Here is a 13,792-nt window from a genome sequence, read left to right as displayed (position 1 = left end):
TTAATTAAGCATTGCGTATCATCCTTTATTTCTTATACACTGTATGCTGTAAGAAACAAACCAGACTTTAGACGTTTGGAGTGAGAAGATGAAAGAAAAGAAATTAGATAGATATGACATTATGGATGTATGCTTACTAGCAGGGAAAATCATGTTGGAAAGTGGAGCAGAAACGTATCGAGTGGAAGACACAATGATGAGGATTGCTGCTTCATTTGGCATTAAAACGTCACATAGTTATGTCACTCCAACGGGAATTATGTTTTCTTTGGAGACGAGTGAGCCAACCAAAACAAAGCTTATACGTATTTCAGAACGTACAACAGATCTAAAGAAAGTAACATTAGTTAACAGCGTTTCACGTCAAATCAGCCAAGGTCAATTACAATTAGAAGAAGCATATGATGCTTTAGAAAATATCGCAGAATCAAACGTTGCGTTTCCTCTATGGGTCCAGCTTGCGGCAGCTTCTATTTCAAGCGGCTGTTTTTTAATCATGTTTCAAGGTCAGTGGTTAGATTTTATTCCAGCTATGTTAGCAGGAGGGCTTGGGTTTTTAACACTTGTTTATTTCCATAGGATTATTCCAATTAAATTCTTTGCTGAGTTTACGGCTTCACTAACCATCGGTACGCTCTCACTGCTATTTGTTACGATTGGTGTTGGAAGTGAACTTGATAAAATTATTATTGGTTCGGTTATGCCTCTGGTCCCAGGGCTGTTAATTACAAATGCTGTACGGGACTTAATGGCAGGACATTTGTTGTCAGGCTTATCTAAGGGAGCTGAGGCTTTTTTAACGGCTTTTGCAATTGGTGCTGGAATTGCAGTTGTATTTACATTGTTATAAGAAGGAGGGCTGCATGTGACAATTATCGAGCAAATTATTACAAGCTTCATCGCTTCTGCCGCATTCGGTATTATTTTTAATGTTCCACGTGAATCATTATTAAAATGTGGTTTTGTTGGAATGATTGGCTGGTTAATTTACTTTTTAATGACGATGTACAATATTGATGAAGTGCCAAGTACAGTAGCATCCGCATTTTTTATTGCAATTATTAGTCAAATCTATGCAAAGGTATATCGCATGCCTATTATTATTTTTACAGTTGCGGGTATCATCCCACTTGTACCTGGTGGCATTGCATATGACGCCATGCGAAATTTCGTGGAAAATGATTATAATACAGCAATCAGCTTAGCTGCAAAAGCATTTATGATTTCAGGATCAATTGCCATTGGAATTGTATTCTCGGAAGTAGTTAACCAAATTATTCGACAATCGAAATTAAATGTGAAAGCAAAATATCGTCCATAAAGAAAAAAGGTCCCCCAATCTCATTGAAACAAATCAATGGAGATCAGAGACCTTTTTTTATTTATACAGCAACTCTTTTCCATATTGCTTTCCAGATAACGTATCAAACTCTAGAAGCTGGTATTGCTTCATGAATTGAATAGCGTCTCGTTTTAAAGAAGAAGTCTCGTGAACAACTTCTCCTTCATCATTTACATAAATTTGCTTACGAAAAGCTGGAATATGTTCTTTCATTTTTGATAAATAGCTATAAAATAGCGTTGGCTGATAGTTTAATTCATCTACAATCATCGGTGCAAAATACATCGGACTAATCACTCCTAATTCTTGCTCCATGTTTAAATCAAAGTTCGCCATGAATAAGAGTGGTGTTTCATAAAATTCTTTTGATTTTTGAAATTCGTCTGTGTTGCCAAAGCCGCCTTCTATATAGCCTTGAAGATTTTTACCTAGAGCAGGTAAATGATCTCCCCAAAATACAACTAGAGTGGGTTCATCAAGTTTTTGTATTTCAGTTTCTAATTTTTTCAGAGCTTCATCGGACTGCTTAATACCTTCAGCATAAATTTCAATTTCGCTTTTTATTTCAGGAGATAAGTTGTCTCCTTCAACAGATATCGTTTTTTCGCCACTATACTTTGTAGTCGGATACGGAAGGTGATTTCCAATCGTCACGGCGTGAATAAACGCTGGTTTATCTGATTTCTTTAACGTATCTAAAACTTGATTAACAACTGAGTCGTCTGAAACAAATCCCTCGTTATCCTTTTCTGTAAAGTCCATTTCATCAATAAATAAACTTTTTTCAAATCCTAGATTTGGATAGACGTTTTGGCGCATGTACATAATACCATTATTTGGATGAACTGCTTCCGTGTAGTAGCCTAATTGATTTAGATAAGAAGCAAACGAAGGATATTCTTTTTTGCTCAAAATGTGTTGAAATGGTAAACCTCCAGGGTTAAATGTATCCATTGAATAGCTTGTCAGTGCTTCAAATTCTACATTAGCTGTTTCCCCACCAAATGCAGGGCTGAGCATGGACCCAGAAGGATACTTCTTCATTAGCTCTTTTGTATGCTCTAATGGATCGTGTGAAAAAGAAAGGTTTAGCTTGGTAGGATCCCAAAAAGATTCATTCATGATAAAGACAATGTTTGGCTTTTTGTCTGCTTTAGAATCACCATTGAATGGCTTTACTTCTTTTTTCATATTCTCGATAACGGTTGTGACGCGTTTTTCAGAGTAATCCTCAGGCTCTTCTAGAATATTTGTCTTGATGTTCGAAATCATGCCAATAACAGGGCCGTTGTAGTAATAATTATTTTGCTGATTCCACGGCATGATGGCTGAATATTTTTCATAGTACTTTGCCGCAAAGGTATCTTCAAAAAACAGAAATGATTTGGAGATAAAAACAATTGGAACAATAAGTATAATACGAATTCTCCAATCAATTTTGAGCTTAGGTGAACGGAACCATAGAACAAGCAAGGCTATTAAGCCAATTACCACGAGTATGGTAGTTGAGAGCGAGATGGAATCTCGAATCATTGGTATAACATCTTTTAGTTGCGTAATTTGAATAAAATCATTAGGGAAGACGGGTTCGTTTCTAAAAATCTTTTTATAGTAGTTCGTCAAGGCAAGAATAAAAAACAATAAAATTGAAATTCCACTACCGATATAGACTTCCCCTGCTAAAACAATAACTCCAAAAGTTAATAGAGAAAGAATAAAGGAGCTTAATAAGTAGCGGTCTGTATATTCTTGAATCCACTCAATTGATTTACCAGGTTGATGTAAATCAATATGATAGATAAGAAACAGAAGGGCACCTACTAAACCAATAAAGATTGCAAGTGAAAATGCAGAAGCAAGGTGATAAAGTTTGGATTCGGCAAACTTTGTAACTAGCTCTTTTTTGGCTAGCCCCCAAAAAGTTAGATAGCTTAATATTAAAGAAATAAAACTAACAAGTACGATAAAAGATGCTGTGTGGATTTGCGCCCAATCAAAAGCGAGATTAAAGTCGCCTGTAGATAAAGTTATTGTTATCCCATACAAAAATATGGTTAGGAATAGGTAAAAGATAAAGGTAGGTAAAAACTGAATGATGCGTTGATACATAAAGCATTCCCCCAAAAAAATAATAGCTTTACAATCTTAACATAAATTTAATACTTTTGAAGGGAAAATGTTTTGGAAGGATAGATCAAAGGTAAATAACAAAAGACGGTTTTACCTGTAAAGGTTATAAAAAGCCGTTAAAGGATGGAGACCTCTAACGGCTTTAATTTAATCTAATGTATTTGATTTATAAAAGTGTATACAAGCAAGGTATGCCGCTGTTACAGCAAAATAAATAGTTACAGCGGGTGCCGTAAAGACGTGACCAGCAACAAACGCAATACCTAGCGCCAGTACAACAGATGTGCTATACATCATAAATGACTCATTCCAAAGCTGTGAAGGTTCGCTAATGAATCGTTTTACTACGTATAGAGCAATAATTAGAAGAGGTAAAATCCACAGGATAAACCCGATAATACCAAGTGAGAAGAAAAGGTCATAAAAGTCCATTTCAATCATCTTTGGTGGTTGTTCTTCTGTGTAATTCCCTGCATATCCCATTCCTAAAAGCTTACGAGCGATAGGAGCCTCTTTATACTGTTCCTTATGGTGAGCTAAAAAGTCTTCACGACTACTTAAGATTAAGTTTTCAATATCGCTATTGTCTAACTTTTGTCGCTTTTTCTTTTTCTTGTCAGTAGTACTTTCATCTTCAGGCTGTTGTGGCTGCTGTTCTTTCTTTTTATTTTCTAGTAAATCGATATGCGCATATGTGTTTGTAAAAGCAGGAGAAATAGGAGTTGTTACTCCAACTACTATTAATAAAAGAATCGAGATAATTAAATTAGACTTCACTGCGCGTTGCTTTGTTGCAAATAGTTTCATTACTAATACAACAAATGCAACACCTAACGATAAAATGACAGCTCCTAGCCCTACTTTTGTTCCAATCATAATTGAAGATATGGCAAGCAAGATAAATGGAATCCAAAAGTAAAATTGCTTTAAGGACTGCGTTTTCTTTAATCCAAATAAAAGTGTTAAAGGTAACAGTAGCGCAACGATTGCTCCAAGTTCGTTAGCAGCATAAAACCAGCCTTTGAATCCTGTTTTATTATATTGATAACTCTCTAGGGCTGTTCCTGTAAGCATGGTTACAATGAACACAATGCTGATAATAAGAGAAGCAATCAATAAGTTTTTGTTGAGAGCTTTTGAAACATTTACAGATTGGCGATACATTGTAAAGACTACAATAGCACCTAAGAGCGTTACGTTCATATAAACAACTTTATTAAAGAACTTTATTTCCTGAGCTAAGTAATAAGGATCTTTCCATTGACTGTTAAAGTAAATGTTAACACCCAGGAATAATGCAAAAACAATTAAATAGAGAATTGAATATTTGGCCCACTTGGACTTTTTAAAAAATATCAGTAAAATGATCCCCACAAATACCATATATAAGAACCGGATGATTACACCGATTGAAAGAGGACTTTCTACATTTAAAATCATATATGTTGTTAGCATATCAATAATTGGCTGTATTGAAATAAAACCAACAAACAGAAAAAATAACCAGTATGCGTTCTTCATATAGTAATCTCCTGTTTTAGTAAATTTAACGTTTTCGTTTGCGTAAAACCATCATAATTCCATCTACTTTAAATATAAACGTCGATATTAAGTATACTAAACCTCCCACTAAGCATACAACCGTAAATCGAACCAGAACATGTAAATCGTTTACAAACTGTATATCTTTTAGGATGTACATAGCGATCATAACGGGGATGCTAGCTACTAAAATTTTTGTGGTTTCCGTTAGTAAATAGCGGAAGTGGAAACCATTTATAAGACGGTTTAGCATAATGAATACAATGGCAGTATAGAAAAAACCTACAACAGACATTGAAAGTGCAAGACCTTGGTAACCTAAAAATTGCGTAAATGTTAGGTTGAAAATGATATTCAGCAGGATTGATAGTAGCCCGATGCGCATAATAACATGACCTTTTCCTAATGAATAAAAACCTTTTGCTAAAATTGCTTGTAGTGAATAAAAGAATACGGATCCAAAGTAATAATAGGATGCATCAGTGGTTTTTAAAGTAGAATTAGCGTCAAATGCACCGCGTTCATAAGCAATTTGAACAATATCTTTCATATAAAAGCTCATAATGACAAGTGTTGGAACAAGTAACATCAACATAAATGTTAACCCTTTTTCGATACCTGTTTTGAAACGTTCTTCATTTTTATCGTTAAGAGCTTTTACAATCAGTGGGTAGATAATTGTCGCAACGGTAACACCAAAGATGGCTTGAGGAATACTAACAAGTCGAAACGCATAGTTCAAGTAAGAAATAACACCTTCTCCAAATGCCCCTGCAAAAAAGAAATTGACTGTTAAATTGATCTGTCCCACCATAATGGTAACCCCAACAGGTATAAAGACTTTATAGAAGATTTTAACTTCTTCTCTATCTATCTTCTGCTTCCATAGCAGCAAGTTTTTTGGCTTAAAGTACACAACTTTAATGAGAAACGAAGCAAAAGTCCCTAAGAGATACCCTAATGCAATTGCGTATCCACCCATTACACCCTGAAGTAAAATGGTGCTTAGGATGGTAAACAACACAACAACTGTTTGAGAGAATACGGAGAAGGAATATTGACTGTTAGCATCAAATACACCTTCGTATACCGCGTTTACCCCTACCAAAGAAAGAGACAAAAAATATAGAATTGCGGTATAGATACCAATATCAATCGCTGCTTTAGAAAAGTTAGGGTAACTAGCAGGAAAGTAAAAGAATGCTGCTATTGATCCTATAATAGAAATGGCTAAGCAAATGAAAAACGTAGATTTTACGATGTTTGTAAGATGAGATTTCCCTTTTCCTTCTTTCTCATAGCTCAAGTAGCTGGGGATAAAAGCATCTTTCATTCCCGTAAGCATAAATAAAATAAATGCATTTGGAATAATCATCGCTGCGTTATATGCATCTACGATATAGCTTGTACCGAAGAAGTTAGCGATTACTAAATCTCGAATCATACTGGAAAACTTTAAAAATAAGGTTGAAACAAGTAATAAAATACTTGCAATCTTTAAGCTTTTCATAAATTCAAACTCCTGCCTTTTTGCTGTTTAGCTATTAGCAATAATAAAACAACCAATAATGATAAGAGCACATCCAATCATTTGTTTGACAGTTACTTTTTCTTTTAACAAAAAGTAGCCAAATAATAGTGTCCATACATAAGTAATAGATGTTAACGGAAAAACAACCGAGTAGGGTAACAATGTTAAAACATATACGTTTAAAAGTGCTGATATTCCGTAGAACGAGCCTCCACCTATCAAATAGATAATAGCCATTTTCTTATTTTTAGCGCTCAAAGCTGTAGAAATCTGTTTGAAAAAGACAGCTCCAACTGAACCTAGAAGAGTCATAATGAGTAAAATCGGTATACTAATCATCGTGGCCACCTACCAATAGAACCCCAATAATAATAACTGCTGTACCAATCACTTTTATAAAGCTAACAGCTTCATTTAATAAAAAGAAGCCTAGTGCAATACTAATGACATATCCTAAGCTTAAGAAGGGATGAAGGAGCGAAACTCTTTCATATTTAAACGCTAAAATCATAAAAATAGCTCCACAACCGTAGAGTAAGAAGCCAATAATTAACATAATGTTGAATGAACCGTTGGACAACTTCCAAAGAAGCTGTCCAATGGCTGTAAACATTGAGGCAATAATAATTAAGAAAATGCCTAATTTTCTATTGTATTGTACGTTATTTGTCAAAGTTGACCCCTCTCTTCTTCACCTTTTCTAACAAAAGCTAATCCGACAAAGAAGAAGCTGACAAATACGCTTGCTAGTAAGTAGCGAAAGTCTTGTGCAGGTAACGCTGCTAGTACTGATAGCGTATTTAATAGCCATGGAAATAAAACAATGGAAGACGTGATTCCTTTTCTTGCAATGAAGAAAAGAGAAAACAGTAAGATAACGCAGTGATAAAAAGCAGGCTTCCATAAGAAAAATAAAGAAGGACTTTTAAAGACTTCCAAATATGCTTTTGCTGTGTTTGTAATCAACGGTGAAACTACGGTATTTTCAAGTCCAAATTTATTTCCGTAATATACGTTTGTTACATACGTGTCGGTATAGCCATCTTCAAAGGGTGTTGTTTGCCATACTAATGCCGTTTGTTTTAGAAATCCTTCCATTGCTAGATAAGGATTCTTCATAACAATACTGATGTAATTTTTGAAATATAAACCAAGGTCTTGAAAAATAAATTCCCGGTCGTAATATTCCCACGTGAATTTAATGGGATCACTTTTATATGGATTGTATTTTTCTTTCCAAAGTTCAATTGGGAGAACGTTGTTAAAGTATTCACGCTCAGCTTTAGACATCTCCCCATCATTAACAATAATATTAGCAATTTGTTGCGTCGGAATCGATAGCGCTTCGTTGGGATCCGAAGGTTTAACATCTAACCAGTTAAAGACAGGACCTGTGATAATTTTTTGTAAAATAAAAATGACTAAAAATAAAGGAACCAAACGCTTCCAGTATTTTCTGAACAATACGATTAAACATAAGAATGTAATGATAAAAACAGGAAATCCATTATGTCTAAAAAAGGCTACACCGAATGATGATAAAAGCAGCATAAAGATTCCATATTTAGACTGAATAAATGCTCCGTTTGATAAATACACTCTTGCGATATTTACCGTGAAAAATAGCAAAAACGCGCTGTATAGAATGTCTTTCCAGATAATAATGGAAAAGATTAAAAAGCTTGGTATTAATAATACAAGTAATGTTAGAATTCCTAAAACAATAGGTGGAACTTGCTTTTTAATGAGAAAGTGAAACGTGTATACATAAATACTAGACACGACTAGAATTTGAACAATCGTAATCATTCCAGGGTGATCCCATATTTGAGTTAGTATCATAATTAACCAAGTAATCATAATCGGATGCCAGTCATTAAATTCACGAGTGTGTGCTTGTTCCCACTGAGCCAGAGAATCAGGCGTCATTCCACCTGGGAAAAAGGCTAGCCAATAAAAGGCGCTCATACCTAAAATACAAATTCCGATAATCCATTTATATTTTTTTGAATAACTGACAGACGAATCTGGATTAAAATGTGCTTTAAAGGTTGTTACACAAGCAATTACAAATCCCAGTGCAATCACCCATCTTCCAAGAATATAAAGAATAAAGCTGAAGATAGTGGATGCTGTCATATGCAAGTTACTTAATAAAGAAAACTGTATGATAAAGCTAACTGCTACGATTAGGAGCCATTGTATTGATGTAAATGAAGCATAAGCTCTATTTTTATAAATAAAAATAGAGCTTATGCCTACTAATACTAACAACATGAAAACAGAGGGAAAACTTATCCCGTCAGGGGCTCCAATAAAAATACCTATCAGTGCAAAAGCAGTCGCTATTAAATAAAGAATAGGTTTTTTATTCACGGTGATTACTCCCTTATTTGTTCAATCTTCTTATTTAATTCTAGTTCATATTGCTTTCGGTTTAACGATGCAATTGTATCTAGGATAAGTCCAGAAACAAACGATAGTACACCAAGCAGGATTAAGCCCGTTGCTAGGATTGATGAAGGAACCTTTGTAATAAAGCCTGTTTTGAAAAATTCATAAATAACAGGTGTTCCTACCGCTAATCCAGCTACTAAGAATAGTAGAGTCCAAAGTGAGAAGAACTGTAACGGCTTGTACTCCTTGAATAGAGTAAAAATCATTTTAAGTACTTTGTATCCATCAGAGAAGGTGTTAAGCTTTGATTCACTACCTTCTGGACGGTCACGATAATCGATTGGAATTTCTTTTAAGCGGAAGCGCTTGTCCAGAGCATGTAAGCTCATTTCTGTCTCAATTTCAAAACCAGGACTCATAACAGGAATAGACTTCACAAACAGCTTGTCGTAAGCTCGGTAACCTGTCATGATATCCGTGATGTTGCTTTTATATAGATTATTAATCAGTGAGCGAACTAGGTTATTTCCAAAGTTATGGAATGGACGTTTATTTTCTTCAAAATACGTACCGTTTGAAAGGCGGTCACCAATCGTCATATTTGCTTCTTTGTTTCTGATAGGTTCAATGAGCTGATGAACAAACTCAGCTGGGTAAGTGTCATCACCATCAACCATTACATAACAATCAGCATCTATATCTTGGAACATCGATCGAACCACGTTCCCTTTTCCTTGCTTTAATTCTTTCTTAACAATAGCCCCGTGAGCAAGTGCAATTTCACTCGTTTTGTCTTTTGAATTGTTATCATAGACGTAAATATCAGCTTCGGGTAACTCTTTTTTAAAGTCATCAATTACTTTTCCAATTGTTACTTCTTCATTGTAACAAGGAATTAAAACTGCAATTTTCATCCTTACACCTCATTAAAGAAAATTGTTGGTAGTTGCTGAGAAATCTCATCTACACTGTATAATTTGGCTGTGTTCACAGCATGTAACGACATGTTTTCTTTCTGTTCTGCAGATGATTCCATGAAAAGGCGCAATTTCTCCTTTAGCTCTCCTGCTTGACCAGGTTCAAAGAAAAGACCGTTTTTTCCATCTATAATGTAGTCCTTAAGTCCGCCGATACGGCTACCAATTACAGGAGCACCACAGGCCATTGCTTCTAAGCCAACTAGACCTAGGCTTTCTCCTTTCCGAATCGTCGGAAACACAAATGCATCAATGACATTATAAACATGGGCTAAAGAGGATTGTGGAAGCAAAGGAAAGTGAATAATTTTATCTTTTAAATTTAATTCTCGAACCATTTGCTTAAATTTTGGTTCATCCTTTCCACTACCAACATAAATGTATTTATAATCCGTAGGGTGTTCAGCTTCTAACTGGGCAATGGCTTGTAGATAAAATTCCCAACCTTTACCGACATCAATACGGCTTACACACCCAATATAGCGTTGTTTTTCACTTAAATTTAACTCTTTATAAGCCTTTTCTTTAGTAGAAAATGAATAAAATAATTTAAAATTAACGCCTCCGCTAGGAAATACGTAAATAGGCGTTGTAACTCCATATTTCTCCTGAACTAATTCTTTGTAGTAAGGAGATGGAGTGATAATTTTATGCGAACGATGTAACAGCTCTTTAACCCTTGGCTGAAATTTTTCTTGTGAAGGCACTTCAGGAACGACGTCTGAACCGTGAACGTTTGTTACAATCTTCACACGTTTATTTAACTTTTTTAAAATAAGCAGGGGTAGAGCATTATGAGAAGCATAATGCACGTAAAGATAGTCATACTTCTTTGTTAGTCCACTTGCTATTATTTTTAAATAATGCGAAGCATATCCAACTAGCTTTCCAAATTTGCCTGTTCGCTTCGTCATGATAGCTTTGTCTACTGAAAAACCATTATCAAGTAATATTTGCTCAGTATTTTTGACAAACACACCATAGCTAGGGAAATCTTTAGATGGATACATATTAGAAATGAGCAAAATTTTCATTTTGATTCTGCACCTATCTTCTTTTGATTTTGTATTTTTACCACGTTGATACATGAATTAAATGTTAGATAAGTAAATAAAAGGAATATTAATTCTTGTATTAACAACAACACATTATAGCATATTTATATTTTTAAATGTCAAAGTATTATACAAACAGCAAAGATTTAATCAAGGTTCATGTTATTATCATGTGCATTAACCATAATTCCATGTGAAAAGCTGCTGAAGTCTAGACTCCAACAGCTTTTTTAACTTGACTATGTTAATATGACTTCTACGCCAAAATGATCTGAAACAACAGGTTTATTGTTGCCATTAAAAATAACTTGAGATTGGGCTACTTTGAAAGGATCGCTCGTTAGGATTAAATCAATACGAAGCTTTTCTTTATTTTCATCCCAGCCTGCAATTTTACCTTCAACCGTAACACCTTCATCTTTTTTTAGAGCCAGGTCATAGGTATCATATAAAGGATGCTTTTTCATGTAATCGTATCCTTCGTTTCGAATAAAAGCATTATTGTTAAAGTCACCTAACAAGAAAAAGGGATGATCTTTTTTTACGGAAGTCCACAGAGAGTCAAACTGGTCTTTAAACGGTTCCTTATCATCTTTCCACCAACCTAGATGACAGGAGTAAAATGATAGCAGTTCGTCGTTATAAGAAATTGTTGCTCCCACTACTCTTCTTGTTTTCCAATCATTCACATCAGATGTTTTTGAAATGAAGAAAGAATGTTCTTCAACAATAGGGTGTTTTGTCAAAATCGCTAAACCTTCTTCGTACACTTCGTATCCCATGTGAGCAATATCCCAAACAAGCTCATAATCATGAACACCTAATTTTTTTAATTCCTGCAATAGGACGTATCCATAATTATCCACTTTGATGTGGTCGTCTACGTAAGCAGCTTCAATGTGCTGGCTAACTTCTTGTAGAGCAATTACATCATATTCTTTTTCTTTAATTACAGAAGCTAGACAAGAAATCTTGTCTAGCTGATTTTCTTCTTGCCAAGAATGGCAATTTAAAGTGAGTAGCTTCATGTTCACGCTCCTAGTAAGTCTTGGATATCGGATTTAAGAACATCAGCTTTTGGACCATAAATGGCTTGCACACCTTTGTCTTTTACGATTAAGCCTAGAGCGCCATTTTGTTTCCATTCTGCTTCAGTAGCTACAGAGCTAGTATCTTTTACCGTTACGCGAAGGCGAGTCATACAAGCATCAACATCTTCAATGTTTTGTTGACCACCTAATAATTCAATAATAACAGGTGCTAGAGAATCACTTTTTACGTTTGAAGTGCCGCTAGTTGAAGCTTCATCTTCAATGTAGTTTCCGTTACGTCCCGGAGTAGGGAAGTTGAAACGTTTAATCATAAAGTTTGCTACTGCAAAGTTTAATCCAAAGAATACAAGACATGCGATAATAAAGTTCACTAAATCTAACCATAATCCAGCTTTCACAATCATTGGCGTACGTGTAATCAATTCAATAACACCGAATGCGTGAACACGCACATCAATAATATCAACAATGGCAAATGCCATACCTGTCATGATTGCGTATACAACATAAAGAACTGGAGCAGCAAACATGAACATGAATTCGATTGGCTCTGTAACACCAGTTAAGAATACAGCTAGTGCAGCAGAGAAGAACATTGATTTATACTTTCTGCGTTTATCTGCATCAACGTTGCGGTACATTGCAAAAGCAATACCAATTAACGCAGCACAAGATAGAATCATTTGACCAACTTTAAAGCGAGCTGGCGTTACTTCATTTAATAATTGTTGATAGCTAGCTGTGTCACCAGCTGCTAGGAAGTTGTTTAAGTCAGCAATCCAAGCTAACCATAATGGATCTTGACCAGCTACTGTTGAGCCAGCGCCAGAACCTGTTAAAATTTGATACGTTCCACCAAGTTCAGTGTAGTTGATTGGAACCGTTAACATATGATGTAAACCAAAAGGTAATAAAAGACGTTCTAATGCACCAAAAACAAATGGAGCTAAGATTGGCGCTGTGTCACGAGATGTTGCGATCCACTGCCCAAAGCTGTTTAAAGCACCTTGGATGAATGGCCATACAATCGATAAGATAATTGCTGTAACAATTGATCCACCAATTACGACAAATGGTACAAAACGTTTACCATTAAAGAATGATAAAGCTTCAGGTAACTTATCGTAGTTGTAATACTTGTTAAATAAGTTGGCTCCAAGGAAACCAGCGATAATACCAACAAATACTCCCATGTTTAAAGCAGGAGAACCTAAGATAGATGTAAAGTAATCTTTTACGATAAGTTCTTGTCCAAATAAAGAAGTAATTTTTGCTTCTGGGTCAGCTAACATATCTGCATTAACCCCAAAAATTGCACCAGTAATACGGTTAATTAATACAAAGGCAATCAGCGCAGCAAATGCTCCACCAGCACGTTCTTTTGCCCAAGATCCCCCGATAGCTACAGCGAACAAGATATGGAGGTTTGTGATAATACCCCAACCTATGTCTTCCATAACTCGGGCAATCGTTTGCACAAGTGCCATTTCTCCACCAGTCATACCAACTAGCTTTCCAAGTGAAATCATAATACCTGCAGCTGGCATAACAGCTACAACGACTAATAATGCTTTACCAAACTTCTGCCAAAAATCAAATGAAAAGAATTTCTTCATGACTATTTCCCCTCCCCATTGTATGGGCTTTCAGTATATTGTGTGCGTTTACAGTTATTTTATAGCTGAAACGAATATAAACAGTGCAACCGTTTGCATAAGCTTATTTTAATAAAAGGGCTTTCATAATGCAATACTTTTTTAAAAATA

At 35.2% G+C, this 13,792-nt stretch carries 12 protein-coding genes; 2 read left to right on the top strand and 10 right to left on the bottom strand.

The annotated features are described in order from the left end of the window. Positions 1–88 precede the first annotated feature (88 nt). Together V2145_RS18970 and V2145_RS18965 are read left to right on the top strand one after the other, a co-directional pair. Positions 89–850: a threonine/serine exporter family protein gene (locus V2145_RS18970; protein ID WP_094910972.1), complete on the top strand. Its 762-nt coding sequence runs from the start codon at positions 89–91 to the stop codon at positions 848–850. Between the two features lie 15 nt (positions 851–865). Further along, complete coding sequence (locus V2145_RS18965) at positions 866–1,321, top strand: threonine/serine exporter family protein (RefSeq protein ID WP_025910424.1); 456 nt, start codon at positions 866–868, stop codon at positions 1,319–1,321. A gap of 57 nt (positions 1,322–1,378) precedes the next feature. Here V2145_RS18965 and V2145_RS18960 read toward each other — a convergent pair whose 3' ends face one another. The 10 genes from V2145_RS18960 to V2145_RS18915 all read right to left on the bottom strand — a co-directional run bounded on the left by V2145_RS18960 (position 1,379) and on the right by V2145_RS18915 (position 13,642). Beyond that, a complete protein-coding gene (locus V2145_RS18960) occupies positions 1,379–3,451 on the bottom strand; it encodes an LTA synthase family protein (protein ID WP_330988102.1) in 2,073 nt (690 codons plus the stop codon). Positions 3,452–3,619: 168 nt separating this feature from the next. Continuing rightward, positions 3,620–4,993, bottom strand: coding sequence for an O-antigen ligase family protein (locus V2145_RS18955; protein WP_131887554.1), 1,374 nt, complete (start codon positions 4,991–4,993; stop codon positions 3,620–3,622). A 25-nt stretch (positions 4,994–5,018) separates the two neighbouring features. Beyond that, complete coding sequence (gene murJ / locus V2145_RS18950) at positions 5,019–6,524, bottom strand: murein biosynthesis integral membrane protein MurJ (RefSeq protein WP_094910975.1); 1,506 nt, start codon at positions 6,522–6,524, stop codon at positions 5,019–5,021. A 27-nt stretch (positions 6,525–6,551) separates the two neighbouring features. Next, positions 6,552–6,884 carry an EamA family transporter gene (locus V2145_RS18945; protein ID WP_094910976.1) on the bottom strand — a complete coding sequence of 111 codons (333 nt, stop codon included), beginning with the start codon at positions 6,882–6,884 and terminating at the stop codon, positions 6,552–6,554. Beyond that, positions 6,877–7,218, bottom strand: a complete 342-nt coding sequence (locus V2145_RS18940) for an EamA family transporter (protein WP_247600547.1) — start codon at positions 7,216–7,218, stop codon at positions 6,877–6,879. The genes V2145_RS18945 and V2145_RS18940 overlap by 8 nt, the downstream gene beginning before the upstream one ends. Further along, positions 7,215–8,921 carry a DUF6020 family protein gene (locus V2145_RS18935; RefSeq protein ID WP_286175386.1) on the bottom strand — a complete coding sequence of 569 codons (1,707 nt, stop codon included), beginning with the start codon at positions 8,919–8,921 and terminating at the stop codon, positions 7,215–7,217. The genes V2145_RS18940 and V2145_RS18935 overlap by 4 nt, the downstream gene beginning before the upstream one ends. A 5-nt stretch (positions 8,922–8,926) precedes the next feature. Next, complete coding sequence (locus tag V2145_RS18930) at positions 8,927–9,856, bottom strand: glycosyltransferase family 2 protein (RefSeq protein WP_094910978.1); 930 nt, start codon at positions 9,854–9,856, stop codon at positions 8,927–8,929. A gap of 2 nt (positions 9,857–9,858) precedes the next feature. Continuing rightward, a complete protein-coding gene (locus V2145_RS18925; protein WP_311856061.1) occupies positions 9,859–10,953 on the bottom strand; it encodes a glycosyltransferase in 1,095 nt (364 codons plus the stop codon). Between the two features lie 260 nt (positions 10,954–11,213). After that, positions 11,214–12,002 (bottom strand): endonuclease/exonuclease/phosphatase family protein, encoded by a 789-nt coding sequence (locus tag V2145_RS18920; RefSeq protein WP_330988101.1) that lies wholly within the window; start codon positions 12,000–12,002, stop codon positions 11,214–11,216. A 2-nt stretch (positions 12,003–12,004) separates the two neighbouring features. Beyond that, positions 12,005–13,642 carry a PTS transporter subunit IIBC gene (locus V2145_RS18915; protein ID WP_094910981.1) on the bottom strand — a complete coding sequence of 546 codons (1,638 nt, stop codon included), beginning with the start codon at positions 13,640–13,642 and terminating at the stop codon, positions 12,005–12,007. Positions 13,643–13,792 lie beyond the last annotated feature (150 nt).

Source organism: Priestia sp. GS2, assembly GCF_036409025.1.
GTDB lineage: Bacteria > Bacillota > Bacilli > Bacillales > Bacillaceae_H > Priestia > Priestia aryabhattai_A.
The sequence above is the reverse complement of the archived record's forward strand: the minus strand, read 5'-3'. Positions and strand labels throughout refer to the sequence as shown.